The sequence below is a fragment of the Aureimonas sp. AU40 genome (assembly GCF_001463785.1).
Taxonomy (GTDB): Bacteria; Pseudomonadota; Alphaproteobacteria; order Rhizobiales; family Rhizobiaceae; genus Aureimonas.
On sequence record NZ_BBWL01000001.1, the window covers coordinates 86960 to 112908 of the forward strand.

Here is a 25949-nt window from a genome sequence, read left to right on the forward strand (position 1 = left end):
GCGGACAAACTATCTGCCCGCCCTCCGATTTCATTGCTCGCGGGCCGTCAGGCGAGAAGGCCTCGCGCGGCGAGATTGCGCATCAGGGCCGCGAGGCCGAAGCGCCAGGGCGGCGCCTTGTCGGTGTGGGTCACGGTGTTGGTGAGCGTGCCGAGGCGCGGCGAGCCGATGCTGACACGATCTCCCAGCTTGTGCGTGAAGCCCTTGCCGGGCGCGTCGCGATCCTCCACCGGGGCGAACAATGTTCCAAGAAACAGCATCATCCCGTCGGGATACTGGTGATGGGGGCCGAGCGCCTGGGCGACGAGATCGGCCGGGTCGCGGCTGATCTCGCGCATGGAGGAGAAGCCTTCCATGCGGTATCCGTCGCCCGCGCCCTCGACGGTCAGCGTCAGTTCGGCGGCGCGCACGTCGTCCAGCGTGAAGCCGGCGTCGAACAGGCGGATGAAGGGGCCGATGGAGCAGGAGGCGTTGTTGTCCTTGGCCTTGCCCAGAAGCAGCGCCGAGCGCCCTTCGACATCGCGAAGGTTCACGTCGTTGCCGAGCGTCGCGCCTCGGATTTGCCCAAGAGAATTGACCGCGAGCACCACCTCCGGCTCGGGATTGTTCCATTCGGAGGAGGGCAGGATGCCGACCTCCGCGCCATGGCCGACGCTGGCGAGAACCGGCGCCTTGGTGAAGACCTCGGCGTCCGGCCCGATGCCGACCTCGAGATATTGCGACCAGTATCCGCGCTCCTGCAGGATGCGCTTCACCTCGGCGGATTTAGGCGAACCCGGCACCACGTCGGCCAGCGCGCCGCCGATCACCGAGCCGATCTCGCCTCGAATGGCGTTGGCCTGCGCGAAGTCGCCCTTGGCGCGCTCCTCGATCACGCGCTCTACCATGGAGCGGGCGAAGGTGACGCCGCAGGCCTTCACCGCCTGAAGATCGCAAGGGGCGAGCAGCACGGGGCCATCGCCGCCGGATTCGCTCGCTGCCAGAACCTCGGCGAGGTCCCAGGACCGGCCGCCCTCTGCCTCGCGCAGCCGGGCGGCCGGGTCGGCCTCTTCCAGAAGCTGCGATACGGTTGGCGCGGCGGAGGACACGTCCACCAGCCGATCTCCCCTGACGTGGACCACGGCCGGGCCGCCGATCTCGGGGTCGAACAGGCGGCCGACCAGAAGGGCGTCGCCGGCATCTACCGGCAGGGGAGAAGAAGGGCTCATCGATCACTCTCGTCTGCTGCGCCGCAGTTGCGCCTCCCTCCCGGAATCGCTTGGCCAGCGGCGGGAAACAGGGGAACGACGGATCGCGCCCGAGCGCAAGCGAAAGCCATGCTGCGCTGCGGCATCGCCCGCCGGTTTCCCGTCGCCGGGATCGCTGCTACGTCCCTCGGCTGAGAGCCGCGCGGGCGGAGATGTTGGGAGAGCGTGCCGATGACGTCTGGATTGTTCGACCTGTCCGGGCGGCTGGCGCTCGTCACCGGCTCCAGCAAGGGGATCGGCCTCGCGCTCGCCCAAGGTCTGGCCGAGCACGGAGCGCGTGTCGTGCTCAACGGGCGGGACGAGGCGCGGCTGGCCGAGGCGCGGGACGGTCTGGCCTCCGCCGGCTTCGACGCGGAAACGCTTGCCTTCGACGTGTCGGACCCCGCCGCCGTGGAGGCGGGCTTTGCCGAGTTGGAGCAGCGCTTCGGCGCGCTGGATATCCTCGTCAACAACGCCGGAATGCAGCACCGCGCGCCTCTGGACGAGTTTCCCGTGGAGCGCTGGAGCGAGATGTTCCGCGTCAATGTCGACTCGGCCTTTCTGTCGGCCCGCGCGGCGGCGCAGGGCATGATCGCTCGCGGGCGCGGCAAGATCATCAACATCGCCTCGGTGCAGAGCGAACTCGCCCGGCCCGGCATCGCCCCCTACACCGCCACCAAGGGCGCCATCCGCCAGCTGACGCGCGGCATGGCGGCGGACTGGGCGCGCCACGGGTTGCAATGCAACGCCATCGCACCCGGCTATTTCGAGACGGAACTGAACCGGGCGCTGGTGGAGGACGCCGAGTTCAGCGCTTGGCTCGCCAAGCGCACGCCGGCCGGGCGCTGGGGCCGCGTGGAGGAGTTGGTCGGCGCGGCGGTCTTCCTTGCCTCCGACGCCGCCTCCTTCGTCAACGGCCACACGCTCTATGTCGACGGGGGCATCACCACGTCGCTTTGACGCGGCTCCCAGGCGCGGCGTCGCCTCCCCTGGGAGCGCGGGGCAAGTCAGGAGGCGATGCTCTCGTCTCCGTCCAGCCGGCCTTCGCGAAGTCCTTTGGCGAGGCCGATGTCGGTCGGCAGCAGGGGCAGAAGGCAGGCCTGGAGCGCATGGTAGAGATCGGGCTTGCCGGCGAAGGGCTCCGGCTTGGGACGGTTGTCGGGGCCGAGCTGCGGGTGCCAGCCGCCATGGCGGCGGTCGATCAGGTAAAGCGCCGAGAAGTCCCAGATGCGGCGATACCATTCTTCGTAGAAGGGCTCGCCCGTCACGCCGCGAAGGGCCGCCGCCGCCGCGATGCCCTCGCATGCCGGCCACCAGTAGCGGTCCGCGATGCGTGCCTGCCCGTCCCAGCCGAGCGTATAGTAGAAGCCGCCGCGCTCGCCGTCCCACCCGTCGGCCACGGCCTGGGCGAAGAGGGAGCGAGCGGCTTCCAGCATCCAGTCGCTCGCGCGCCCTTCCAGCTCCCATAGCTGCACGAGAAGCCGCGCCCATTCCAGCCAATGGCCGGGCGTCGTGCCGAAGGGGCGGAAGATCGGGTTGCCGTCATAGGCGCGGTCGACCTGCCAGTCCGTCGTGAAATGCTCCGGCAGATGCCAGCCGTTGGCGCGGGCATGGCGATTGACCACGAGATCGGCGATGCGATGCGCCTTCTCCAGATAGACCCGCTCGCCCGTCGCCTCGAAGGCGGCCATCAGGGCCTCCGTCAGGTGCATGTTGGAGTTCTGGCCGCGATAGGTGTCGAAGGGCCGCCAGTCGCGGGTGAACTCCTCGGCGGAGGCGCCGTGCGCCTCTTCCCAGAAGCGCGTGTCGAGAATCTCCGTCACGTCGGCGAGCAGCCGACGGGCGTCGGGATGGCCGGCCTGCAGCGCGCTGGAGGCGGCGAGCAGCACGAAGGCATGGCCATAGGCCTGCTTCTTGTCGTCCACGAAGCCGGACGGGCCGAAGCTCCAGCTGTAGCCGCCATGCTGGGCGTCGCGATGGCGCTCCCACAGGGCGCGCATGCCGTGATCGACGATGGCATCGGCGCCGGGCCGGCCCTGAAGGCTGGCCAGCGCGAAGCAGTGCACGAGGCGGGTCGTGGTGTGGAGTTCGGTGGTGCCGTCGCCGGCCAGCGGTCGCCCGTCGGTGTCGGGCACCGCGATGGAGCCGGAGGGGCCGAGGCTCGCCGCCTCGAAAAAGCGGAACAGGTCGTCCGCCTCGCGCAGGAGCCATTGCCGATGCGCCCCCCGCATCACCCAAGGCTTCACTGAATCGTGATTGTTCGCCATCGCTCGCTCTCCCCCTTCTCGCGCCCCACATCCCTTGAGCGCCTGCGTTTCCCTCCGCTAGCGAAGCCCGGTGCGGAAGGCCAGAGCGACGTTTGGCAGACTGTCGTTTTGCCGATCCGGCGCGTTCCGATCCATGCAGGAATAGAAGGTATTGCATGGCAGCCATGCGAAACTGGGCTTGCTCAATTGCATCGCAACATGGTTATGTGGCGTTGCATTGTTTCCTCCCAGATACCTTGCATTCTTAGCCCACTCGGTCCTCCCCCGAGTGGGCTTTTTCTTTTTCCGTGGATGAAGCGGATTTCCCCGCCCCTGGAAACACCTCGCGCACCGACCTTCGCTATCGTCGGCTTGGACCGGCGTCTCAGTATCGCGCAAGCGCCGGCGATCGCGTGCGGGGAGGGGTTTATGCGGATCGAGACCTTGGTGACGATCTTCGTCCATGGCACGGCCTTGGCCATGCTTCTGGCGGCAGGTTGGGTGGGGCTGGCGCTGTTCCTGCCCTGACGTTTTTCCCGCGTACCGCAGAGAAGTCCGGCTCGAAGCGGGCCTCAGAGTCTCGAGCCGGCGGCGACGGACACAGGGTGAGTTTGGGAAATCCTAACCTCAACATTTCGCAGCTGCGAAATGAATGTTTCCCGCTGGCCTTTCCTTAACCCGTTTCGGCGACTCCTGGCCTTGCATTTCGAGGGCACACAACGCGTCACAGGAGTATCGAGATATGCGTATGACGGTTGGCAGGAAGCTTTTCCTGCTCATGGCCTTCGCGATCGCCATCGCCATCGGCTATGCAGGTGTTCAGCTCTGGACCTTGCGCGATCAGCTCTGGGCCGATCGGGCCGACCTTCTCAAGGCGCAGATCGACGCCTCGCTCTCGACCATGGCCTCGCTTCAGGCCCGCGTGGATGCCGGCGAGTTGACCGTCGAGGAAGCGCAGAAGACGGCGCGCGACGTCCTGCGGCCCATCCGCTTCGGCGGCGACAATTATCTCGTCAGCTTCGACTCCAAGGGCATCCGCACGATCTATCCCAAGGCCGAGCAGGAAGGCGAAAGCGGCTGGGAGCGGCGCGACGGGAACGGCGTGTACCTCAACCAAGAGATGATCCGGCGCGGCATGGAAGGCGGCGGCTACACCAGCTACTCCACCAAGCGGCTCGGCGGCACCGAAGACGTGCCGAAATACGCCTATTCCGCCTATTTCAAGCCGTGGGACTGGGTCGTCGCCACGGGCGTCTATGTCGACGACATCCAGGTCGTTCTGCGCCAGCGCATGATCGAGGCGGCCTGCTGGCTGGCTGGCATGGCGCTTCTGATGGCGATCGGCGGCTTTCTCGTCACGCGCAACATCACGCGTCGCCTGTCCGGTTCGGTCGCGGTGGCCGAGGCGATCGGCCGAGGCGATCTGTCGCAGCGGATCGAGCCCAAGGGCTCGGACGAGATCGGCGATCTCCAGCGCGCCATGACGGCGATGAACGCCAAGCTGCGCGAGATCGTGGGCGAGGTGTCGAGTTCGGCCGCCATGGTGGCCACGGGCTCCGGCCAGTCGGCGGCGACGGCCGAGTCCCTTTCCTCCGGCTCCACCGAGCAGGCGGCGGCCAGCGAGGAATCGTCCGCCGCCGTGGAGCAGATGACGGCCAACATCCGCCAGACCGCCGACAACGCCGCCACCACGGAGAAGATCGCGGCCCAGGCGGCGCGCCATGCCGCCGAAAGCGGCGCGGCCGTGGTTCAGTCCACCGAGGCGATGCGCAGCATCGCCGAGAAGATCGCCGTGGTGCAGGAGATCGCGCGCCAGACAGACTTGCTTGCGCTCAACGCGGCGATCGAGGCCGCGCGCGCCGGGCAGCATGGCAAGGGCTTTGCCGTGGTGGCCTCCGAGGTCCGCAAACTTGCCGAGCGCAGCCAGATCGCCGCCGCCGAGATCGGCACCTTGTCCACGTCCACGCTGGTGGTCGCCGAAGGCGCGCAGGTGAAGCTCGCCGCGCTGCTGCCCGATATCCAGCGCACGGCCGAGCTCGTCCTGGAAATTTCGGCCGCTTGCCGCGAGCAGTCGATCGGCGCCGAGCAGATCAACCAGGCGATCACGCAGCTCGATCAGGTCACGCAGTCCACCGCCAGCGCGGCGACGCAGATGGCGGCGACCTCCGAACAGCTTTCCGGCGAGGCACGGCGCCTGGCCGAGCGGGCCTCGTTCTTCAAGCTCGGCGAAATCCGCTCCGCTGCGCCGACGGCCCGCGCTGCGCCGGTCGCCGCGAAGGCCGTGCCCGCGCCGGCCAAGGCCCAGCCGGCTCCCGGTCCGCGCGCCGCCAAGCCGCAGCCCGCCCCGGCGCCTCGCTCGAATGCGCCATCCGGCTTCGATCTCGATCTGGAGGATGGCGGCTTCGAGCGGCTCAGTGCCTGAGAGGCCATGACTTGAATAAAAAGGCCGGCTCGCGAGAGCCGGCCTTTTTTGTTTCAACTTTGGAGATGCTCGCGCACGAGGGGCATGACGCGGGTGCCATAGAGTTCGATGCAGCGGAGCAGCGCCTCGTGGGGCAGGGGGCCGGCGCTGTATTTCAGCTGGAAGCGCGACAGGCCGAGCGTCTTGACCGTTCGGGCGATCTTGGCGGCGACGGTTTCCGGCGAGCCGACATAAAGCGAGCCGCGCTCGATCTCGCGCTCGAAGCTCGTCTTTTCCAGAGGCGGCCAGCCGCGCTCGGAGCCGATCTGATCGTGCATCCGCTTGTAGTCGGGCCAGAAGGTCTCGCGCGCCGCCTCGTCGGTTTCTCCGACGAAGCCCGGCGAATGGACGCCGATCGGCTGCACCGGACGGTTGAACTCGGCCGCGGCCCGGGCGGACAGATCAACATAGGGGCGGAAGCGCGAGGGATCGCCGCCGATGATGGCGAGCAGCATGGGCATGTCGTAGCGCGCCGCGCGCACCACCGATTCCGGACTGCCGCCGACGCCGATCCAGGTGCGCAGCGGCTGGCTCTCGGGTGGCGGAAAGACGCTCTGCTGCGTGAGCGGCGGGCGGATCGAGCCCTGCCATGTCACCGGCCCGCCGGCGCGCAGCGCCGCGAACAGATCCAGCTTCTCCTCGAACAGCGTCTCATATTGCCGGAGGTCGAAGCCGAACAAGGGGAAGGATTCCGTGAAGGAGCCGCGCCCTAGGATCACCTCGGCCCGGCCGCCCGAAAGCCCGTCGAGCGTAGCGAAGCGCTGGAACACGCGGATCGGATCGTCGGAGCTCAGCACCGTGACCGCTGAGCCCAGGCGGATGCGCGTCGTGCGCGCGGCGATGGCGGCCAGGACCACGTCCGGCGCTGACACGGCGAAATCGACGCGGTGATGCTCGCCGACGCCGAAGAAATCGACGCCCACGCTATCGGCCAGCACGCCCTGTTCCACCACCTCGCGCAGGACGGCGGCATGGGGGCACAGCGCGCCGTCCGGGCCGCGCGTCACGTCGCCGAACGTATCGAGCCCGAATTCGAGGGACCCGAAGTCGATGGAAGAGGTCATGGGAAAGCTCCGCGAACCAGACCGCAAGGGGAGCTATCGCAACATCTGCTGGGCTGAAGGCTCGGCGCGCGATCCTTAGCAAAGGTGCAAGGGTCGGCCGGTGTCTCGCGTGGCAGCGTCGTCGACAGGCTCGGACCGGCCTATCGGCCTCGGCCCGAGCGGAGCCAGTCTATGCGGGCTCCGGTCTCGGCTGTCGAGCAGGGAAGGGTGAATGCACCGTCACCCGGCCGCCGCGAAACGGGCGCGGCGGGTTGGTCGCGTCAGGATCAGAAGGCGCTGCGGTTGCGGTTGTAGCGACCGCGATCGATTTCGCGCTGACGGCTTTCGAGATCGACCAGAGAGGTGGCTTCGTTGAGATAGGCAGCCTCGCGCTCGCTGTCGCGGATGGGGCGAAGAGCTTCGCGCAGGCGTGTGGTGAACTTCATGGCAGTGATCCAATCGGCTGAGGAATTAGCCATAAGATACGCTTGCCAAGTTCATGCTGCAATGCAGCAGGCCGCATAAGAGCCATGTCCCGAGCGCAGGGCCCGTTAAACGTCGTGTAGCGATCATAACCATTTCGCAGCGCTTGTGGCGAAACAGCGGCAAACGGGTCTGCATTGGGTGCATGGCAATTCATCAAATTGCCCGTTCTTTCGGCTCTGGCGCCCCAAGCGGGTGGCGCAGCGATCCGACGAAAAGACCATCGCAAACGAAAAAGGGCCGGTTCGAAAACCGGCCCTCGTGTCGGGATGGCGGCGACGGCTTAGAGCCTATTCCGCCGCCGGCTGAAGCGCGCCGCCGCCCTTGTTCTCGTTGCCGCTCTTGCGACCGCCGAACTCCGTTACCCGCTTCCAGTCCGGTGCCGCGTCGAGATCGGGCGCCAGCGAGGGGGCGGGGTGGGCGTGATGGTGGCCGGCATGGGCGGGAGCGCCTTCCGACCCCTCGGCCTGGTTGGGCTTCAGGAGCTTGCCGAAGAGCCGGCCCGTGACGCGGCTGAGATCGTCCATCAGCGTGTAGAGCGAGGGGATGAAGATCAGCGACAGGACGGTGGAGACGAGCAGGCCGCCGATCACCGCGATCGCCATGGGCGCGCGGAACTCGCCGCCTTCGCCCGACGCCATCGCCGCCGGCATCATGCCCGCCGCCATGGCGATCGTGGTCATGATGATCGGCCGGGCGCGCTTGCGGCCCGCGTCGATGATCGCATCGCGCTGGTTCATGCCGTGCTTCTCCTGCTCCACCGCGAAGTCGACCAGCATGATCGTGTTCTTGGTGACGATGCCCATCAGCATCAGAATGCCGATGACCACGGGCATGGAGATGGCGTTGTGCGTGAGCCACAGCGCGCCCACCACGCCGCCGATCGACAAGGGCAGGGCGGCGAGGATCGTGATCGGCACGAAGACGCTGCCGAACAGGAGGATCAGCACCACCAGCACCATCATGATGCCGGCGCCCATGGCCGAGGCGAAGCCGGCGAAGACCTCGCCCTGGATCTCGGCGTCGCCGACCTGCTGAAGGCGCACGCCGGGCGGCAGGTTGCGAACCGCCTCGCTCTGCGCGATCCAGGCCGAGCCTTCGCCGATCTCGTGGCCCGGCGCCATGGCGGTGCCGACCTTGGCCAGCCGCTCGCGGTCGTAGCGATCGATGGTCGAGGGGCCCTGGCCGAAGCCGATATCCGCGATGGCGTCGAGCGGCACGGTGCCGCCCTTGGCGGTCTGGACGCGCAGCGACTGGACGGAGCCCAGATCCTGGCGCGCCGTCTCGCTGATCTGCACGCGGATCGGAACCTGCCGCGTGCCGACATTGAACTTGGCGAGGTTGGCGTCGGCATCGCCGATCGTGGCGACGCGCACCGTCTGCGAGATGGCCTCGGGCGCGATGCCGAGATCGGCCGCCTCGTCGAGGCGCGGATGGATGCGGAGCTCGGGCCGCGCGAAGGACATCATGGCCGACGGGTTGGCGAAGATCGGCTCGCGCCGCATCTCGCTTTCCAGCCGCGCCGCCGCCTCGCTTACCGCCTCGCCGTCGCTGCCGAGAAGGCCGACGGACAGTTCGCGCTCGCCCCGGTCGTTGACGAAGTAGGAGCGAAGATCGGGGATGGCGGCGAGCTTGGCGGCGATCACGGGCTCCAGCTGCGCCTGGGAGCGATGACGCTCGAACTTGCGCACGAGATTGATCGTCAGCGCGGCGCGGCGCACCTCCAGCGTGCCGGTGGGCGAGGAGCCGCCGATCGACAGGACGGAGCGCACTTCGGGCAGTTCGCGGATGCTGGCGGCCGCCCGGTCCACCGCGCGGCGGGTGGAATCCAGCGTCGTGCCGGGCGGCAGCTCGACCGAGACCACGATGCGCGAGGCGTCTTCCTTCGGGATGAAGCCCGTCGGCAGATATTTCGTGGCGTCCATCGACAGGAAGAAGAGGCCGACGCCCACCGCCAGCGTGAGCCAGCGCCAGCGCACGGTGAAGCCGAGAAAGCCGGTATAGGCCCGCATCAGCGTGCCGTCCCGCTGTTCGGCGGGATGCGGGCGGTTGAGGAAGGCGAGAAGCAAGGCTGCCACCGCCGCGCCGATGGCGATGCGCATGGACCACGTGCCGGCCTGGTCCCAGGTCACCATGGGGGCGTGCAGGCGCAGCCAGTCGAGCGCGCCGTTGCGGCCGGCCGTGTCCGGCAGGGCGGCGAGCGCGAAGACGGCGCCGATGGCGAGGCCCGCCAGCGGCGCGAGGCCGAGGACGTAGCGGCGCAGAAGTCGGCCGAAGCCCGGCCCCTCGTGCCGCTGCGGGCGGAAGAAATAGGCCGCCAGCATGGGCGTGATGAGGCGCGCGACGAGCAGCGAGAAGAACACCGCCACCGCGACCGTCAGGCCGAACTGCTTGAAATACTGGCCGGCGACGCCGCCCATGAAGGAGACCGGCGCGAAGACCGCCATGATAGTGAGCGTGATGGCGATCACGGCGAGGCCGATCTCGTCCGCCGCTTCCATCGAGGCCTTGTAGGGCGGCTTGCCCATGGCCATGTGGCGCTCGATGTTCTCGATCTCGACGATCGCGTCGTCCACCAGGATACCGGTCACGAGCGTGATGGCGAGAAGGCTGACGAGGTTCAGCGAGAAGCCCATCATGCTCATCGCCGCGAAGGTCGGGATCGCGGCGAGCGGCAGCGTGATGGCGGCCACCGTCGTGGCGCGCCAGTCGCGCAGGAACAGAAGCACCACGACGACGGCCAGGAAGGCGCCTTCGCCGAGCGTCTCCATGGCGGATTCGAAATTGCCGTAGGTGTAGGTCACGCTGTCGTCGATGCGCGTGAAGCCGACCTGCGGATGCGCCTTGGCGAGCTCGGCGATGCGCGTGGCGGCAAGGCCCGCGACCGTCGTGTCGCTCGCCCCCTTGGAGCGGTAGATCGAGAAGGCGACCACGGGCTGCCCGTCGAGCCGGGCGAAGGAGCGGGGCTCCTGCACCGTGTCGGTCACCGTGCCGAGTTCGGACAGACGCACCTGACGCCCGCCCGAAAGGGCGATGCGCGTGTCGGCCAAGGCCTGCACAGTGCCGGCCTGGGACAGGGTGCGGATCGCCTGTTCCTGGCCGCCGAACTCGCCGCGCCCGCCCGACAGGTCGACATTGGTGGCGCGCAGCTGCGCGTTCACGTCGGCCGCCGTGATGCCCAGCGCGCCGAGACGATCGGGATCGAGGCGCACCTGCACCTCGCGCTGGACGCCGCCCATGCGCTCGACGCGGCCGACGCCCTTGATGCCCTGGAGGGCGCGAACCACCGTGTCGTCCACGAACCAGGAGAGCTGCTCGGGCGTCATGCCCGGCGAGGACGCGGCATAGGTGACGATCGACTGGTTCTCGACCTCGATGCGCTGGACGATCGGCTCCTCGATCGTGCGGGGCAGGTTGCCCCGGATCTTGGCGATCGCGTCCTTCACGTCGTTCAAGGCGCGGTCGGTGTTGATCTCCAAGCGGAATTCGGCCGCCGTCACGGACTGGCCGTCCGTCACGGTGGAGGTGATGTGCTTGATGCCCGAGACGCCGGCGACGGCGTCCTCCACCAGCTTGGTCACCTGGGTTTCGAGTTCGGCCGGAGCCGAGCCCGATTCCGTCACGGTGACGGAAATCACCGGCACGTCGATGTTGGGAAATCGGGTGATCGGCAGGTTCATGAAGCTGACGACGCCGAAGGCCACCAGCACCACGAAGAGAAGGATGGGCGGAACCGGATTGCGGATCGCCCAGGCGGAGATGTTCCAGTTCATCGCGTCACCTCCGCCGTTTCCAGCGTCTCGGCGGCGACCGGAGTCACCTTGTCGCCGTCGCGCACGAAGGTGCCGGCCACCGCCACCACGGTTTCGCCGGCCTGGAGGCCGGAGCGAATTTCCACCACGTTGCCGGCGCTAAGGCCGGTCTTGACGCTGCGCGTCTGCACCGTGCCGTCCACCACGACCTGGACGAAATCGCCCTTCGGCCCGGTGTTGACGGCGGTGCGCGGCACGGCGACGCCATTGGTGCGCGCGGTTTCCACCACGGCGCGGGCGAAGGCGCCGACCCGAAGGCCCGCCTCGCGCGGCAGGGCGATGCGCACGCGGCCGAGGCGCGAGGCCTGGTCGACGCGCGGCGAGACGAGGCGCACCTCGCCCGTCACCTCAGCGCCGCCGGCGGCGATGATTTTGGCCGGCTCGCCCTTGCGCAGCTGGCCGAGTGCTGTTTCCGACACGTCGGCGTCGAGCTCGATCAGCCCGTCGCGCGCCATCTCGAACAAGCCGCCGCCGGCCGCCGAGACGATCTGCCCAAGCTGGGCCACGCGGCGCAGCACCAGCCCGTCGGTCGGCGCCTTGATCTCGGCCTTGGCGCGGCGCAGTTCCAGCTCCGCCCGCTCGGCGCGGGTGGCGGCAAGATCCGCCTCGGCCAGCGCCACGCTCTGGCGCGCCGAGGCGAGGCGCGCGGCGGCGCCGGCGGCGGCGGAGACCTTGGTGTCGAGCACATCCTGGCCGACGATGCCCTTTTCGCTAAGCGCGCGGGCGCGCTTGAGCGAGGCCTCGGCCTCGACCAGTGTCGGCTCGGCCTCGCCGATCAGGGCGTTGGCCTGTGTGATCGCGGCCTCGGCGCGCGCCACCTGCGAGGCCGAGCGGGCGAGGTTGACCTCCACCACGTCGGTTTCCAGCCGGGCCAGAGCCTGCCCCGCCTTCACCTCGTCGCCCTCGTCCACCAGGAGTTCGCGAACCCGCAAGCCGTCGACGTCGGCGCCGACCGTCACGGTCTCGCGCGGGGTCAGCGTGCCCGTCACCGTGACGGTCGCGACGATCTCGCGCGCCTCGGCCGGCAGGACGGAAATGTTGGGCGGCGCGGGCGCTGCGACAGGCGCGGGCTCGGCCGCCAGGGCCGGCGCGAGAGGCGCTGCGAGGGCGACCGACGCGGCAAGAGCGAGCGAAAGACATTTCAGCATGGGAGAACTCCGCAAGCGGGCGGGGCGAGGCAAGGAAGGGGCGAAAGAATTCGTCATGCCTGGCTCGCTCCGAGCAGGCTCGCGATCATGCGATGGAGATAGGGGCGAAGGGTCTCGAGCGGTCGCTCCGGCTCCAGCCGAAGCCGCATGACGAGCCCGTCGCCGATGCTCATGAGAAGGGTCAGCGCGAGTTCGAGATCGAGATCGCCGGGAATCTCGCCCTGGTCCTGCGCGCCTTTCAGCGCCTGGCGGATGCGGCTGCGGGCTTCGTCCTCGACCATCTGGAAACGAGCGCCGACGGCGGTGTTGCGAAGGGATTCCGAACAGATCTCGACGATCAGGTTGCCGGTCTCGGGATCGCAGGCGCCGGTGAGATAGGCGAGAGCGGCCTCGGTGATCCGATCCACGACCGGGCCGGGCCCTTCGAGGCCCGCCAGGCATGCGCCGGCCGCGACGCGCTCCTCCTCGGCGATCGCTTCGATGATCGCGTCCTTGGACGGGTAGTAGCGATAAAGCGCGCCCGGGCTCATCTTCGCTTCGGCGCAGATCTCGCTCATCGAGGCGCGGTGAAAGCCGGAGCGCGAAAAGCAGATGCGGGCCGCGCCCAGGATATGATCCTTGCGCGTCGGCGCGGCGGCGAGATCGTCCTGCGGAGGCACGGCGGAAAGAGTGGACATGACAATCCGGTTCAAGCTGAGAGCGAACGATCGTTCTCATAGCAAGATGCGGCGCGACAGTCCAGCGTCGATCAATTATCTGTGATTTCAGAATCAGGCGTTCAGGTTGTTGCCCGAATCGCCATTGGCCGGCGAGCCCACGGGCGCCGGCGTACGAAACGCATCGAGAATCGCTGAAGCCTTCGAATTCCGCTCGAGTGCCGCCGAAATTGTAGCTTGATGTAGCCCGGTGACGGCCAGAAGCAGATGCAGCGCGGGTTTGTCTCGCCCTAGCGCAAAGGGCGGCGGTCGGCTCAGCGGCGGGTCGATGACACCATCTTCCAGGCGCGCGTCATCGCTTGAGCCTCGCGAGGAGGCTCCGACGATGCGGACGGAAGGGAAGCGCAGGATGTTCATCGCACGTTGGACAAGAGAAAGGGGCTGATCGAAACAATATCATCCGACACTTAAGAAAGTGGCGACGACTGGATAAGGCAGGCCGCGTGGTTTCTTGGCCTGGATTCTCTGACAAAGCGTGAAGGCCGGCGCCTTTCCGCCCGCAATCGGCTGCCGGGGCTTGACTTTTCGGCTCCCGTTGGGATTAAAGACCCCATTCTTGCGACCGTTCCGTCCGCAAACCGCCGACCATGCCCCTCGCTCGCCGAGCCGCATGGAGGTCCCCATCCGCCAGCGAGATTCGCCCGCGGATGCGTTCCGCTTTGGCGTTGCGGCTTGGAAAGGGCGTTTTGGGTTCCCATTCTTGCCTCAGCGCAAGAACCAGGACTTGCTCATTCCCGCGCTTGCGCGGGGATCAGGACTTGAAGGACACGGATGTTCGAATCGCTCCAGGACCGCCTCGGGTCCATCCTGAACGGCCTCACCGGCCGCGGCGCCCTGTCGGACTCCGACGTGGCGGCCGCGCTGCGCGAGGTGCGCCGGGCGCTTCTGGAAGCCGACGTCTCGCTGGAAGTGGTGCGCTCCTTCACCGACCGGGTGCGCGAGAAGGCGGTGGGCGCCGAGATCGTCAAGTCGATCAAGCCCGGCCAGATGGTGGTGAAGATCGTCCATGACGAGCTGGTCGCCACGCTGGGTTCCGAGCAGGTGGCGATCGACCTGAACGCCCCCGCGCCGGTCACGATCATGATGGTCGGCCTTCAGGGCTCGGGCAAGACCACCACCACGGGCAAGATCGGCAAGCGGCTGACGGAGCGCCAGAAGAAGCGCGTCCTTATGGCCTCGCTCGACACGCGCCGCCCCGCCGCGCAGGAGCAGCTGCGGGTGCTCGGCGAGCAGACGGGTGTCGCCACGCTGCCGATCATCGCGGGCCAGGACCCGGTCGAGATCGCCGCGCGCGCCTCCCAGGCCGCCCGGCTCGGCGGCTACGACGTCCTGATCCTCGACACGGCCGGCCGCACGCATATCGACGAGCCGCTGATGGCGGAGATGGCCGAGATCAAGGCCAGGACCGCGCCCCACGAAATCCTTCTCGTGGCCGATTCGCTAACCGGCCAGGACGCGGTGAATCTCGCCCGCTCCTTCGACGAGCGCGTCGGCATTTCCGGCATCGTGCTGACCCGCGTCGACGGCGACGGGCGCGGCGGCGCGGCGCTGTCCATGCGCGCCGTCACCGGCAAGCCGATCAAGCTGATCGGCACCGGCGAGAAGATGGACGCGCTGGAGGATTTCCATCCCGCGCGCATCGCCGACCGCATCCTCGGCATGGGCGACATCGTCTCGCTGGTCGAGCGCGCCGCCGAGAACATCGACGCGGACAAGGCCGCGGCGATGGCCAAGAAGATGCAGTCGGGCAAGTTCGACTTGAACGATCTGGCCGACCAGATCGGCCAGATGCAGAAGCTCGGCGGCATGGGCGGCGTCATGGGCATGATGCCCGGCATGGCCAAGATGAAGGACCAGATCGCCTCGGCCGGCCTCGACGACAAGCTCCTGAAGCGCCAGCTCGCGATCATCTCGTCCATGACGCAGTGGGAGCGCGCCAATCCCGACCTCCTCAAGCATTCGCGCAAGAAGCGGATCGCGGCGGGCTCGGGCACGGACGCGGCCGACATCAACAAGCTGCTCAAGATGCACCGCCAGATGGCGGACATGATGAAGGCGATGGGCGGCAAGGGCGGCAAGGGCGCTGGCATCATGGGCAAGCTCATGGGCGGCCTTGGCGCCAAGATGGGCCTGCCCGGGGGCCTCGGCGCCGGCGGCATGCCGGACCTGTCCAAGATGGACCCCAAGCAGCTCGAGGAGATGGCCAAGTCGCTCCAGAAGGGCGGCCTTGGCGGAATGGGCGGGCTGCCCGGCGGCCTGCCCCCCGGCCTCGGCGGGCTCCCCGGCCTGCCCGGCGGCCTTCCCAAGCTTCCCGGCCTGCCGGGCAAGAAGAGATAGGAACCGGCCTTCCGGTTTCTCGACCACGACACCTCTGACAAACGAACCCACGGCGACGCCAAAAAGACGCCGGGACCCAAGAAGACAAGGATAGACCCATGCCCCTGAAAATGCGCCTCGCCCGTGCCGGCTCCAAGAAGCGCCCCTATTACCACATCGTCGTCGCCGACGCCCGCTCGCCGCGCGACGGCCGCTTCGTCGAGAATATCGGCTCCTGGAACCCGATGCTGCCGAAGGACGCCGAGCGCGTCACGCTCAAGGAAGACCGCGTCAAGCATTGGCTGAGCGAAGGTGCCCAGCCGACCGACCGCGTGCTGCGCTTCCTCGATAAGGCCGGCATCGTGAACCGCCCGGCTCGCGAGAACCTCACCAAGGGCCTGCCCGGCAAGAAGGCGCAGGAGCGCGAGGCCGAGCGCAAGCAGCGCGAGGAAGATGCCCGCGCTGCCGCCGAAAAGGCTGCCGCCGAGAAGGCCGATGCCGAGCAGGCGGAAGGCTCGGCCGAATAAGGCTGCTGGCCTCGAAGGCCGCTTAAGGCGTGTTCGAACGGAGCTTTTAAGCTTTTGTGATAGTAAGGTGGCGCGCCGGTCTTTCCGGCGCGCCATTTTTGTGTCGCCGTCCGGCCCCTTCGCGAAGGTCTGTGTGCATGAAGCGTGAGCCCACGACACCCGAATCCGCGCTCGGCCCCGCATCGACCGCCGCTTCCGCCGATCTCTTCCCCATCTTCCAGCTCACGCCCGTTCCACTCTGGCTGGAGGATTGGAGCGGCATCCGCCGGCTGGTGGAACAATGGCGCAAGGACGGGATGACGGACCCAGGTGCCTTTCTGGCCGCCGATCCCGCGCGCGTCCGGGCCTCGATGGAGGCGATCCGCATCCTCGAGGTGAACGCGGCGACGCTGCGCCTGTTCGAGGCGCGCGACACGGCCGAACTCGTCGGGCGCCTCGCGGACGTGTTCCAGGGCGCGATGGTGGAAAGCCACCGCGAGGAGATCGTTCAGATCGCTGGTGGAGCCGCCGAGTTCAGCAGCCAGGCGGTCAACCACACGCTGTCCGGCCGGCGGCTCGACATTCAGCTCAAGGGCCGCATCCTGCCGGGCTACGAGGCGAGCTGGGAGCGCGTCCTGATCGCGACCGAGGATGTCACAGAGCGCGAACGCGCCCGCCGGGGTCTGGCCGAGAGCGAGGCCTATGCGATGGGCCTGTTCGAGAATTCGCCGGTCTCGCTCTGGGTGGAGGATTTTTCCGCGATCCGCGAGCTGCTGGAAGACGTGCGTGCCACTGGCGTCGCGGACTTCCGCATCTTCCTGGATGTGCATCCCGAATTCATCACGCGCTGCATGAGCGAGATCCGTGTCGTCGCGGTCAACCGCCAGACGCTCGGCACCTTCCGGGCCGACCGGTTCGAGACGCTCCTGTCGCGGCTCGGCGACGTGTTCCGCGACCAGATGGTTCATCCGTTCAAGGAGCAACTGGTGGACCTCTGGAACGGCCGCCTGTTCCAGAGCCGTGAGGTGGTGAACTATTCGCTGGACGGGGAGGAAATGCATTTCGTCATGCAGTTCAGCGTCCTGCCCGGCCACGAGGCGGACTGGTCGCTTGTTCAGATCGCGCTGACCGACATCACCGCGCGCAAGAAGGCGGAGGCCTATCTCGAATATCTCGGCAAGCACGACGTCCTGACCAAGCTCTACAATCGCTCCTTCTACAATGACGAGCTGAACCGGATCGAGCGGCGAAAGACCGAGACCTTCAGCGTGCTGGTGGCCGATCTCAACGGCTTGAAGAGCTTGAACGACCAGCTCGGCCATGCCGCGGGCGACACGCTGCTGCGCCGCGCGGGCGAGGTTCTGGCCGAAGCCGTGCGCGCGCCCTGGACGGCGGCGCGCATCGGGGGCGACGAGTTCACCGTGCTGATGCCGGGCGCGACGTTGGCCGAGGCGACCTCGCTCATGAACTCCATCACCGAGCTTTGCGAGGTGAACAACCAGTTCTATCCCGGCGCCGACCTGTCGCTCGCCATGGGCGTCGCCACTTTGCTGCCGGGCGAGCGGCTGGAAGACCTGATGCGGCGGGCTGACCTTCTGATGTACGAGGTCAAGCGGCGCTTCTACGAGACCTCCGGCGCCGACCGGCGGGGCCTGCCGCTCTGACGCCTCTTAGGCACGGGAGTTGACGGCGTGACCTTACGCCGTCAAACACGCCACGCGTTTCGCGACGTGCCGAAGCCTCGCCCGAACCTTGAGCGCTCTCGCTCGCCGAGCGAAAAACTCCAATCCGCCTTCGCGGAGCGCCCGACCCCGGCGGCGCCCGCAAGGCCCAATCTGCCGAGTCCGCCCGCCGTGTCCGATCCCAAAGCGCCAACCGACCCCGTTCTTCTTGGCATCGTAGGGGGTGCGCATGGCATTCGCGGCGAGGTGCGGGTGAAGTCCTTCACACAGGACCCCGAGGATCTCGGCGCCTATGGGCCGCTCTTCGACGCGCAGGGCAGGCGCTACACCGTGCGGTCGGCGCGGGTGCAGAAGAACGTCGTGGTGGCCCGCATCGCCGAGGTGACGGATCGAAACGCTGCCGAGCGCCTGAACGGCACGGAGCTTTTCGTGGATCGCTCCGTCCTGCCCACCGAGGGCGAGGACGAGTTCTACCAGTCCGACCTCGTCGGCCTCGTGGCGCGGCTGACCGACGGGACGGTGATCGGCGAGGTCGTGGCCTTCCATGACTTCGGCGCCGGCGACATTCTGGAGATCGCGCCCGAGAACGGCACCAGCGTCATGATTCCCTTCACCGAGGTGGCCGTGCCGGAGGTCGATCTCGACCTCGGCTTCCTTCTGGTGGAGCCGGTGGCGGCCGGCTTGTCCGGCGCGGTGGAAGTGCGCGAAGGCGACGAGGACGACGACGCGGACGAGAGCGAGAGCGAAGGCGAGGCGAGCAGGGACGGCGGAGCCTGATTTCCCGCCGCGCCGCCGCCCGAGGCGCGTTGCCATCGGCGGCCGAGCGCATTATCGCTGGCGGCGCAGTCACCCTGCGGAAGGAGCCACCCATCATGATTATCCTGTCGGGCACGCTGAAGGCCACCGACGAACGCCTGGACGCGCTGGCCTCGGCCATGCGCACGGTGCTTGAGGAGACGCGCCGCGAGGCGGGCTGCATCGTCTACTCCTTCGCGCGAGACGTGCTGGAGCCGGGCCTCCTGCGCATCTACGAGGAATGGGAAAGCCGCGAACTGCTGGCCGCCCACGTCAAGACCGCCCATGTCGCGGCTTGGCACAAGGCGCTGGCCGATGCGGGCGGCGCCGAGGCGAATCTTCACCTGATCGAAGTCTCGTCGGTCGAGGATTTCGGCTGAGCCCATGGGTTTCCGCGCGTCCGTCCTCACGCTCTATCCCGAGATGTTTCCCGGGCCGCTCGGCACCTCGCTGGCCGGCCGGGCGCTGGAGCGGGGCGACTGGACGCTGGAGACGAGTTTCATCCGCGAGTTCGGCGAGGGCCGGCATCGTCTGGTGGACGACACGCCGGCCGGCGGCTCGCCCGGCATGGTGCTGCGGGCCGACGTCCTGGCCCGCGCCATCGACCAGGCGAGTCCAGCCGGCGACACGCGGCCGCGCCTTCTCATGAGTCCGCGTGGCCGTCCGCTCACGCAGGACGCCGTGCGCGAGCTGGCGAGCGGGGAGGGGGCGGTGATCGTCTGCGGCCGGTTCGAGGGCGTGGACGAGCGCGTCATCGAAGGGCGGAACCTGCGCGAAGTCTCGATCGGAGACTATATCCTGTCCGGCGGCGAAATGGCGGCGCTGGTGCTGCTCGACGCCGTGGTGCGTCTCCTGCCCGGTGTCATGGGCAACAGCCGCTCGGGCGAAACCGAAAGCTTCGAGAACGGCCTTCTGGAGCATCCCCACTACACGCGACCAGCCGTGTGGGAAGGGCGCAAAATACCCGCCGTCCTCACCTCCGGCGATCATGGTGCGGTGGAGCGCTGGCGTCAGGCCGAGGCCGAGCGCCTGACGCGCGAACGCCGACCCGATCTCTGGCAGCGGCTCGGCCGTCAGGTCCGCTGAGAGATGGTTCGACAAGCCGGCCGGGTCGGTCCGATCGGGTTTTCAGCCCACGCCCCATCGCGAGACATGGCGCTTGGTCGTTTTCGCCAGCGCCCTTGCATCACTCGGGTTGGTGCCTCGCTAACGTCGAAACGTCATTCGGTCCCCCTCCGCCGCCAAGCGGTCGGCCAGCCTCCGAGCACGGCGCCGACATCGGCATTCCTTCGGTCATTCGGCTGGCTCGATTGCATCCGACTCGTTCTACTAGTTTCGCCGCCGTGCCAAAGCGCGACGGGGCCTCTCGTTCGTCCACTGATCCTGCTTGGAAGTGGGATCGAGTCGATCGGCTTCGCCGCGTCGAGGGAGCCTACGCACCTCGACGCAAAGCAATGCCAAGCCTGACGTGCGGCGGAGACTCGGTCTGTCCGGTCCCGGTCGCTGACGCCCTGCCTATCCGCCATGACACCTTTCGAACTCCGCATTCGGCAGGCCTTGGGGCGTCCCCCGCCGCCGCCCCTCCGATCGAGCATTCAGCAGTTCGGAACCGTGTTCGCGCGCTGCCCACGCCCCACGCTGCGCGTGTCGCAGCCGCCGTTCCGCTGGCCTTGGCCGAAAATGCCGTTTTCGCGGTAGCGGCCGGTGCGCGGCGCCAGCGTTCCGTCGCTGCCCTGTCGCAGGGTGCGCGAGGACGGGCGCGGCGGTGTGCCTTGCGTCGTCGTGCGGCGTTCGATCTGGCGACAGGCGCCGTCGTTGCCTTCGCATTGGCGCACGGTCTGCGCGAGCGCCGCTTCGGGAATCAGCAGCGCTAGACAGCCGAAGACCGGTAGCCAGCGTCGAAAGCGCATCGTCATCAGGTCGTCTCCACCATCCGGCCTCGCGCGCGCCATGCCGCGCGGCGCAGGCCGGGACAAGCAGCATAGACCGCTTCGAAGCCGGGGACAAAATCTGCCCGGGCAGGTTGGCCGAAGCTATCCCTCACGCCTCTCAAGCGGCTCGAATTCCTCGCTTATTCCCCGTTCGCGAGGCCCCCGCCGGGGTTCTTTGCCGCAAGCCCGCTGCCCGTCCGACGCTTGCGCGCGAGGCCTACGCGGGTGCAAGACAGAAAGCTTCCATCCAAGGACGAAAGAGCGGGCCTTTCTTGTTCGAGACCCTTCGCGTCTTCGGGGCGTCCGCGGCCGGCGCGATCGCCCTGCGTCTGATTCTGTTGATCCTCGTGATCGGCGGGGCGCTGTTTCTCCTGCCGGTCTGGCAGCGGGAAGGGGAGGAGCCGGGTGCGATGCCGACGGTGCGCCAGCCCGTGCTTCTGCCTGTTGCGCCTCCGCCGCCGCAGGCCAAGCCGCGCCCGGCTCTCAGTCCCGATCAGGCCCGGCGCTGGTTTCGCCCGCTGACCCTGGGGGAGGCGCGCTTCGCCTTTCAGCCCAAGCACGGCGTCGCGCCGGCCGATCTTTGCGCGCGCCTGCTGCAGACCGGCTGGGCGCGGGACCGCGCGGGCGCGGCTCCGGGCGGCGAGCGGGAGGAATGCGCGCTGACTCGCGTCTATCCCAAGCCCGCCGGCGGCCAAGCGACGCGCCTCTTCGCGCTGGCGCGCGGCGCGCGGGGCATGGAGGACGCGGCGCTCGACATCCGCGTGAAGATCAATCTCTACGACGAGGGCGCGGCGGAGGCGGCGGGGCAGGACGTGTCGGCCGCCCTGGTGGCGCTTCTGGACGCGGCGGGGCTCGCGCCGGAAGCCACGACGCTGTCCGTACTCGCCGGGTTCCAGCCCTTCGAGGCGCAGGCTGGCGGGGCTAAGATCGCCTTGAAGACAGAGCGCGCGGACATCCGGCGCTTCAACCTCACCATCCTCCTGCCGCGCCCCTTCGAAGGAGGCGCGACGGATCGGTTCGACCCGCATGCCGCCATGCCGAAGGGCTATCCGCCCGCCGGCTTGGCGTCGGCCGGTATGGGTGAGGGGGGGCAGCCGTAACGAGGATCGAGTTCGTCGGCGCCGTTACGGCTCGTCTCCCGCGACGGTTCGGGCGAGCCTGACGGCGAGGTGCGGCCGGCGGCGTTCTGCCGCCGGCGCTAAGGGTTCGGGGCCGGAGCCGGCCCCTTGATTGAGGCCGCCTCAGACGGCGTTGCGGCGGGACAGGCGCTCTTCCCAGGCCAGGGCGTCGGCGACGATGCGGTCGAGATCGTCGAAGCGCGGCTCCCAGCCGAAGCGCGCGCGCGCCAGACCCGCATCGGCGACGATCGAGGTCGCGTCGCCCGGCCGGCGGCCGGACATGCGGACCTCGAACTCGCGTCCGACGACCCGGCGCACCGTGTCGAGCACCTCCAGCACGGAATAGCCGTGGCCATAGCCGCAATTGGCGATGATCGACTCGCCGCCGGCCCGGAGATAGCGCAGCGCCTGCGCATGGGCGTCCGCGAGGTCGCTGACATGGATATAGTCGCGCACGCAGGTGCCGTCCGGCGTGTCGTAGTCGGTGCCGAACACGTCGATATGGGTCCGCTTGCCGAGCGCGGTCTCGCTCGCGACCTTGATGAGATGCGTCGCGCCCTTGGTGGACTGGCCGGTGCGCCCCTTGGGATCGGCGCCCGCCACGTTGAAGTAGCGCAGCGCCGCGAAGGTCAGCGGATGGGCCGCCGCCGTGTCGCGCAGCATCAGCTCCGTCATCCATTTCGACGTGCCGTAGGGGGATTCGGGCGCGGGCGGCTGGGTTTCCTGCACCGGCATCTGGCGGGGCGAGCCGTAGACGGCGGCGGTGGAGGAGAAGATGAAATTCTTCACCCCGCAGCGCACCGCGCTCTCGATCAGCGCGCGGCTGGCGACCGTGTTGTTGAGATAGTAGCCGAGCGGATCGGAGACCGATTCCGGCACGACGATCGAGCCGGCGAAATGAATGATCTCGCTGACCCCGAACTCCTTGAGGACGCGCTCCACGAAGGGCTGGTCGTTGATGTCGCCGACCTGCAGCCGCGCCTCGGGCGGCACGGCCCAGTCGAAGCCCGTCGACAGGCGATCGATCACCACCACGTCCTCGCCGGAATCGACGAGGTTCCAGACCATGTGGCTGCCGATATAGCCGGCACCGCCGGTAACAAGAACCGTCATGCTACTCTTTCCGCCTTTTCCCGTGGGGCCATGCCCCGGTGGGCGCCACTATGCCGATATAGTGCAGCGCGGCAAGATACGGGAAAGCAGGATGGGCGGGAGAGGGCTCGCCCGGCAGCGCCGGGGAGACAGGCCCTCAGGTTTCGCGGAAGGCCCGGCTGAAACTATCTTCCAGCGGCTTCAGGAGATATTCCAGGAAGGTGCGCTCGCCCGTCTTGATATAGGTCTCGACCGGCATGCCGGGGTAGATCTGTGCGAGATCGACGCCCGGCGGCAGCCGTTCGGCCAGCCGCAGGCGGGCGATGTAGTAGGGCTGGTCCGTGCGCGGATCGACGATGCGGTCGGGCGAGACGAAGGTCACCGTCGCGTCGACGCTCGGCGTCAGCCGGTTGAGCGCGGGAAAGCGCAGCTCGGCCGGCTGGTTGGTGTGAACCTGATCGATGTCCTGCGGCGTCAGCCGCGCTTCCACGATCATGCTTTCGCCGGTCGGCAGGATTTCGGCCATGGGCTGGCCGGGCGAGACCACCGCGCCGCGCGCGTTGTAGTTCAGCTTCACCACTATCCCGGCGCTGGGCGAGCGCACGGTGACGCGTTCCAAGACGGTTTCGGCGGCCTGAAGCTGCTCGTCGATATCGGCGATGCGGGCCCGCGCCTCGTTGAGGTCGGAGGCCGCCGTCTCGACGCGCTTGCTCTGGAGGCGGGCGATCTGCTCGCGCCGCTCCTCCATCTGCGTGCGGGCGGCCAGAACGCTGGCGCCGAATTCGCCGATCTGGCCGGTCAGCTGCGCCTGCGACAGGAGAAAGTCGGTGTATTCGCGCCGGTTGGCGAGGCCGCGGTCGAGCAGGCTCTTGCGGCGCTTCAGCTCGTCCTTGACCACGGCGAGCTGTTCCTGCGCGGCGACCTTCTGGTCCCCCAGGCCCCGGATCTGCTCTTCCAGCGCGGCGATCTGCTGCTGGATGATCGCCATTTCGCGGCGATGCCCTTCGAGCTTGGTGGTGAACTCTTTCACCTGCTCGTCCAGAACCTTGGCCAGCGCCGGGTCCTCGGGGCGCACCTGCAGCACGTCGGGGAAGACGAGAGCCCGCTCGCCGTCGCGCTCGGCCGCAAGCCGCGCGGCGCGTGCTTCCAGCGCGAAAAGCTGGTTGCGCAGCCGGTTGCGCTGCGCCGCCGCGCCCGTGGAGTCCATCCGGTAGAGGGCCTGGTTGGAGTCGATCCTGTCCCCCTCGCGCACCAGGATGTCGGAAATGATGCCGCCTTCCAGATGCTGGATCTGCAGATTGCGCCCGGCGGCGGCGACATAGCCGTGGGCGATCGCCGCGCCGGATAACGGCGCCGTGGTGGCCCAGATGCCGAACCCGAGCAGAAAGGCGCCGGAGGTGAGCAGGCCGACCAGCGTCATGGTGCGCGAATTGGTCGGCACGCCGTCGGTCCAACTCGGCCGGATGGCGAGCGCTTCGCTTGGGCCCGCGGGGCGGGGGATCAGGGCGTCCTGGCTCATCGCGCTGCTCCTTGGGCCCCGGCGGCGGGCTGCTGGCCTTGGCCGAACTGGCCCTTGACCACGAGATTTTCGAGCTTGCGGCGGGCCTGCGCCTCGCGCTGCTCCTCCTCCGCCTTGCGGCGGGCGGCCTGGCGGGCATAGACGTCGGCTTTGGGCCCGACATCCTCGATGATCCCGTCGCGCAGGATCATGATGCTGTCGGCGAGATCGGCGACGTTGCGCCGCTGCGTGACGAGAAGAACCGTCACCCCGTCCTGGCGCGCGTTGCGTAGGGCCCGTTCGAGCGCGACGTCGCCCTCGTTGTCGAGATGGGCGTTGGGCTCGTCCAAAAGCAGGAGACGCGGGCCACCGAAAAAGGCGCGCGCGAGGCCCACGCGCTGGCGCTGGCCGCCCGAAAGCTGGTGCCCGGCGGGGCCGAGCGGCGTGTCGTAGCCCTTGGGTAGGCGCTGGATCAGCTCGTGGACCTGCGCCTTCTGGGCGGCCTCGACGATCTCGGCATCGGTGGCGGCGGGATCGAAACGCGCGATGTTCTGCGCCACGGTTCCCGGCAGCATCTCCACATCCTGCGCGAGATAGCCGATGCGCCGGCCGAGCTGTTCGGAATCCCAGTTGCGGATGTCGGCGCCGTCGACCCGGACCGAGCCGGACTGGATCGGCATGGCGCCGACCAGCGTGCGCACCAGCGTCGACTTGCCGGCGCCCGACGGGCCGACGAGCACCATGCAGCTTCCCGCCGGGACCTGCGCGGAGACGCGCTTGATCAGCGGTTCGGCGGAGGCGCCGTTCGGCGCCATGACCACGAGCTGGTGCATCGACAAGGTGCCGGCGGGGTCGGGCAGTTCGGTCGCCTTGGGCCGAAGCGGCGCGCTGGCGAGCGCCTTCTGCAGGCGATCCCATGCCTTGCGCGCGTCCACCAGCTGCTTCCAGCCGGCGATCACCTGGTCGATCGGCTGCAGGCCGCGACCCGAGATGAGCGAGGAGGCGAAGATCATGCCGCCGGAGATTTCACGCTGCAGCACGAGATAACCGCCGGTGCCAAGGATCGCGATTTGCAGCCCCAGGCGGAAGGCCTTGGAGGCGCCAGCGAACCAGGCGTTGACGCGGTTCATCCGGTCCTGCGCGGCGAGCGAACGCGCTTCCGAGGCGCCCCAGGCGTCGATCGTGTTGCCCATCATGCCCATGGCGCGAATGCTCTCGGCATTGCGCACGAAGCTCTGGGCCGACAGCATGGCGGCCATGGAATGCTCGCTGGCCGCGCTCGCCGCGCGGGCCGTGGCCTGCTGGTTCAGAAAGGCCAGAAGCGCCAGCACGGCCGCGCCGCCGAGCGTCAGGAAGAACAGCACCGGGTGGAGAAACCAGAGAAGCCCGATGAAGAGCGGGGCGAAGGGCAGGTCGAGATAAGCGAAGATCGCCCGCCCGCCGATGAAGCTGCGCACGGTCTGGAGATCGCGCAGCGGCTGTGTGTCGCCCACGGAGGCGCGCGAGCCGCTCATGGCGGCGATCATCGCGTCATTGGCGGCGGCGACCTCGATCTGCGCGCCGATGCGACTGGCGATGGCGTTGCGCACCGCGTCGAGCACGCCCATCAGAAGAAGGGCGGCGGCCGCGAGAATCGAGATGTAGATCAAGGTGTCGACCGAGCCGGACGACAGGACGCGGTCATAGACCTGCAGCATGTAGACGGGCTGAGTCAGCAGAAGCATGTTCACCACGAAGGTGAACCCCATCAGCCCGGCCAGTCCGGCCCAGACGACGCCGCGCACGCGCTCGATCGCATTCATGGAAGACACGTCCCGCCCTGCCCGAAGCCCATGCCTAAGGTCAGTTAACCCATTAAGCGGCAAGGCTGTTTTTG

The 25949-nt window shown here is 68.2% G+C and carries 21 protein-coding genes; 9 read left to right on the forward strand and 12 right to left on the reverse strand.

What is annotated here, in order from left to right; translation table 11 throughout:
• Positions 1-47 precede the first annotated feature (47 nt).
• Entirely contained in the window at positions 48-1208 is a 1161-nt protein-coding gene (locus tag AUL32_RS00420; protein WP_062110942.1) for a fumarylacetoacetate hydrolase family protein, read from the reverse strand.
• Between the two features lie 210 nt (positions 1209-1418).
• On the opposite strand from AUL32_RS00420, the gene AUL32_RS00425 reads away from it, so the two are divergent.
• Positions 1419-2186, forward strand: a complete 768-nt coding sequence (locus AUL32_RS00425) for an SDR family oxidoreductase (RefSeq protein ID WP_062110943.1) — start codon at positions 1419-1421, stop codon at positions 2184-2186.
• A 47-nt stretch (positions 2187-2233) separates the two neighbouring features.
• Here the strand turns inward: AUL32_RS00425 and AUL32_RS00430 are convergent, their stop codons facing one another.
• Positions 2234-3493: an AGE family epimerase/isomerase gene (locus AUL32_RS00430; protein ID WP_062110944.1), complete on the reverse strand. Its 1260-nt coding sequence runs from the start codon at positions 3491-3493 to the stop codon at positions 2234-2236.
• Between the two features lie 721 nt (positions 3494-4214).
• On the opposite strand from AUL32_RS00430, the gene AUL32_RS00435 reads away from it, so the two are divergent.
• A complete protein-coding gene (locus tag AUL32_RS00435) occupies positions 4215-5894 on the forward strand; it encodes a methyl-accepting chemotaxis protein (protein ID WP_306302881.1) in 1680 nt (559 codons plus the stop codon).
• A 53-nt stretch (positions 5895-5947) separates the two neighbouring features.
• On the opposite strand, the gene AUL32_RS00440 is transcribed toward AUL32_RS00435, so the two are convergent.
• From AUL32_RS00440 to AUL32_RS00460, 6 genes are all read right to left on the reverse strand, one after another.
• On the reverse strand, positions 5948-6997 hold the full coding sequence (locus AUL32_RS00440) for an LLM class flavin-dependent oxidoreductase (protein ID WP_062110946.1): 1050 nt from the start codon (positions 6995-6997) through the stop codon (positions 5948-5950).
• Positions 6998-7263: 266 nt separating this feature from the next.
• The gene (locus tag AUL32_RS24360; RefSeq protein ID WP_148639975.1) at positions 7264-7422 is read right to left on the reverse strand and encodes a DUF3563 family protein; all 159 of its coding nucleotides are present in this window, start codon (positions 7420-7422) and stop codon (positions 7264-7266) included.
• A 327-nt stretch (positions 7423-7749) separates the two neighbouring features.
• On the reverse strand, positions 7750-11232 hold the full coding sequence (locus AUL32_RS00445) for an efflux RND transporter permease subunit (protein ID WP_062110947.1): 3483 nt from the start codon (positions 11230-11232) through the stop codon (positions 7750-7752).
• Positions 11229-12419, reverse strand: coding sequence for an efflux RND transporter periplasmic adaptor subunit (locus AUL32_RS00450; protein ID WP_062110948.1), 1191 nt, complete (start codon positions 12417-12419; stop codon positions 11229-11231). Before AUL32_RS00450 ends, AUL32_RS00445 begins: the two co-directional genes overlap by 4 nt.
• 53 nt (positions 12420-12472) lie before the next feature.
• Positions 12473-13096: a TetR/AcrR family transcriptional regulator gene (locus AUL32_RS00455; protein ID WP_061977666.1), complete on the reverse strand. Its 624-nt coding sequence runs from the start codon at positions 13094-13096 to the stop codon at positions 12473-12475.
• A 93-nt stretch (positions 13097-13189) separates the two neighbouring features.
• Positions 13190-13492 (reverse strand): hypothetical protein, encoded by a 303-nt coding sequence (locus tag AUL32_RS00460; RefSeq protein WP_062110949.1) that lies wholly within the window; start codon positions 13490-13492, stop codon positions 13190-13192.
• 414 nt (positions 13493-13906) lie between these two features.
• Here AUL32_RS00460 and ffh point away from each other — a divergent pair, with 414 nt between their 5' ends.
• The 6 genes from ffh to trmD all read left to right on the forward strand — a co-directional run bounded on the left by ffh (position 13907) and on the right by trmD (position 19520).
• Positions 13907-15472 carry a signal recognition particle protein gene (gene ffh / locus AUL32_RS00465; RefSeq protein WP_062110950.1) on the forward strand — a complete coding sequence of 522 codons (1566 nt, stop codon included), beginning with the start codon at positions 13907-13909 and terminating at the stop codon, positions 15470-15472.
• 98 nt (positions 15473-15570) lie between these two features.
• Positions 15571-15978 (forward strand): 30S ribosomal protein S16, encoded by a 408-nt coding sequence (gene rpsP / locus AUL32_RS00470; protein ID WP_062110951.1) that lies wholly within the window; start codon positions 15571-15573, stop codon positions 15976-15978.
• A gap of 137 nt (positions 15979-16115) precedes the next feature.
• Positions 16116-17621, forward strand: coding sequence for a sensor domain-containing diguanylate cyclase (locus tag AUL32_RS00475; RefSeq protein ID WP_062110952.1), 1506 nt, complete (start codon positions 16116-16118; stop codon positions 17619-17621).
• A gap of 189 nt (positions 17622-17810) precedes the next feature.
• Positions 17811-18416, forward strand: a complete 606-nt coding sequence (gene rimM / locus AUL32_RS00480; protein WP_062110953.1) for a ribosome maturation factor RimM — start codon at positions 17811-17813, stop codon at positions 18414-18416.
• 95 nt (positions 18417-18511) lie between these two features.
• Positions 18512-18814: a putative quinol monooxygenase gene (locus AUL32_RS00485; protein WP_062110954.1), complete on the forward strand. Its 303-nt coding sequence runs from the start codon at positions 18512-18514 to the stop codon at positions 18812-18814.
• A gap of 4 nt (positions 18815-18818) precedes the next feature.
• Positions 18819-19520, forward strand: coding sequence for a tRNA (guanosine(37)-N1)-methyltransferase TrmD (gene trmD / locus AUL32_RS00490; protein WP_062110955.1), 702 nt, complete (start codon positions 18819-18821; stop codon positions 19518-19520).
• 509 nt (positions 19521-20029) lie between these two features.
• On the opposite strand, the gene AUL32_RS00495 is transcribed toward trmD, so the two are convergent.
• Entirely contained in the window at positions 20030-20350 is a 321-nt protein-coding gene (locus AUL32_RS00495; protein ID WP_062110956.1) for a hypothetical protein, read from the reverse strand.
• Positions 20351-20637: 287 nt separating this feature from the next.
• On the opposite strand from AUL32_RS00495, the gene AUL32_RS00500 reads away from it, so the two are divergent.
• A complete protein-coding gene (locus tag AUL32_RS00500; protein WP_062110957.1) occupies positions 20638-21465 on the forward strand; it encodes a DUF6030 family protein in 828 nt (275 codons plus the stop codon).
• A gap of 141 nt (positions 21466-21606) precedes the next feature.
• Here AUL32_RS00500 and galE read toward each other — a convergent pair whose 3' ends face one another.
• From galE to AUL32_RS00515, 3 genes are all read right to left on the reverse strand, one after another.
• On the reverse strand, positions 21607-22596 hold the full coding sequence (gene galE, locus AUL32_RS00505) for a UDP-glucose 4-epimerase GalE (protein WP_062110958.1): 990 nt from the start codon (positions 22594-22596) through the stop codon (positions 21607-21609).
• A gap of 136 nt (positions 22597-22732) precedes the next feature.
• Positions 22733-24094: an HlyD family type I secretion periplasmic adaptor subunit gene (locus AUL32_RS00510; protein ID WP_062110959.1), complete on the reverse strand. Its 1362-nt coding sequence runs from the start codon at positions 24092-24094 to the stop codon at positions 22733-22735.
• The gene (locus tag AUL32_RS00515; RefSeq protein ID WP_061974020.1) at positions 24091-25875 is read right to left on the reverse strand and encodes a type I secretion system permease/ATPase; all 1785 of its coding nucleotides are present in this window, start codon (positions 25873-25875) and stop codon (positions 24091-24093) included. The genes AUL32_RS00510 and AUL32_RS00515 overlap by 4 nt, the downstream gene beginning before the upstream one ends.
• Positions 25876-25949 lie beyond the last annotated feature (74 nt).

Excerpts from the sequence above, each read along its gene's own strand:
- AUL32_RS00440 (WP_062110946.1), bottom strand. The coding sequence starts at position 6,997 with ATGACCTCTTCCATCGACTTCGGGTCCCTCGAATTCGGGCTCGATACG.
- AUL32_RS00430 (WP_062110944.1), bottom strand. The coding sequence starts at position 3,493 with ATGGCGAACAATCACGATTCAGTGAAGCCTTGGGTGATGCGGGGGGCG.
- galE (WP_062110958.1), bottom strand. The coding sequence starts at position 22,596 with ATGACGGTTCTTGTTACCGGCGGTGCCGGCTATATCGGCAGCCACATG.
- AUL32_RS00475 (WP_062110952.1), top strand. The coding sequence starts at position 16,116 with ATGAAGCGTGAGCCCACGACACCCGAATCCGCGCTCGGCCCCGCATCG.
- AUL32_RS00420 (WP_062110942.1), bottom strand. The coding sequence starts at position 1,208 with ATGAGCCCTTCTTCTCCCCTGCCGGTAGATGCCGGCGACGCCCTTCTG.
- AUL32_RS00455 (WP_061977666.1), bottom strand. The coding sequence starts at position 13,096 with ATGTCCACTCTTTCCGCCGTGCCTCCGCAGGACGATCTCGCCGCCGCG.
- AUL32_RS00460 (WP_062110949.1), bottom strand. The coding sequence starts at position 13,492 with ATGAACATCCTGCGCTTCCCTTCCGTCCGCATCGTCGGAGCCTCCTCG.
- rpsP (WP_062110951.1), top strand. The coding sequence starts at position 15,571 with ATGCCCCTGAAAATGCGCCTCGCCCGTGCCGGCTCCAAGAAGCGCCCC.
- AUL32_RS00450 (WP_062110948.1), bottom strand. The coding sequence starts at position 12,419 with ATGCTGAAATGTCTTTCGCTCGCTCTTGCCGCGTCGGTCGCCCTCGCA.
- AUL32_RS00445 (WP_062110947.1), bottom strand. The coding sequence starts at position 11,232 with ATGAACTGGAACATCTCCGCCTGGGCGATCCGCAATCCGGTTCCGCCC.
- AUL32_RS00495 (WP_062110956.1), bottom strand. The coding sequence starts at position 20,350 with ATGACGATGCGCTTTCGACGCTGGCTACCGGTCTTCGGCTGTCTAGCG.
- AUL32_RS00485 (WP_062110954.1), top strand. The coding sequence starts at position 18,512 with ATGATTATCCTGTCGGGCACGCTGAAGGCCACCGACGAACGCCTGGAC.
- AUL32_RS00425 (WP_062110943.1), top strand. The coding sequence starts at position 1,419 with ATGACGTCTGGATTGTTCGACCTGTCCGGGCGGCTGGCGCTCGTCACC.
- AUL32_RS00510 (WP_062110959.1), bottom strand. The coding sequence starts at position 24,094 with ATGAGCCAGGACGCCCTGATCCCCCGCCCCGCGGGCCCAAGCGAAGCG.
- AUL32_RS00435 (WP_306302881.1), top strand. The coding sequence starts at position 4,215 with ATGCGTATGACGGTTGGCAGGAAGCTTTTCCTGCTCATGGCCTTCGCG.
- AUL32_RS24360 (WP_148639975.1), bottom strand. The coding sequence starts at position 7,422 with ATGAAGTTCACCACACGCCTGCGCGAAGCTCTTCGCCCCATCCGCGAC.
- trmD (WP_062110955.1), top strand. The coding sequence starts at position 18,819 with ATGGGTTTCCGCGCGTCCGTCCTCACGCTCTATCCCGAGATGTTTCCC.
- AUL32_RS00515 (WP_061974020.1), bottom strand. The coding sequence starts at position 25,875 with ATGAATGCGATCGAGCGCGTGCGCGGCGTCGTCTGGGCCGGACTGGCC.
- ffh (WP_062110950.1), top strand. The coding sequence starts at position 13,907 with ATGTTCGAATCGCTCCAGGACCGCCTCGGGTCCATCCTGAACGGCCTC.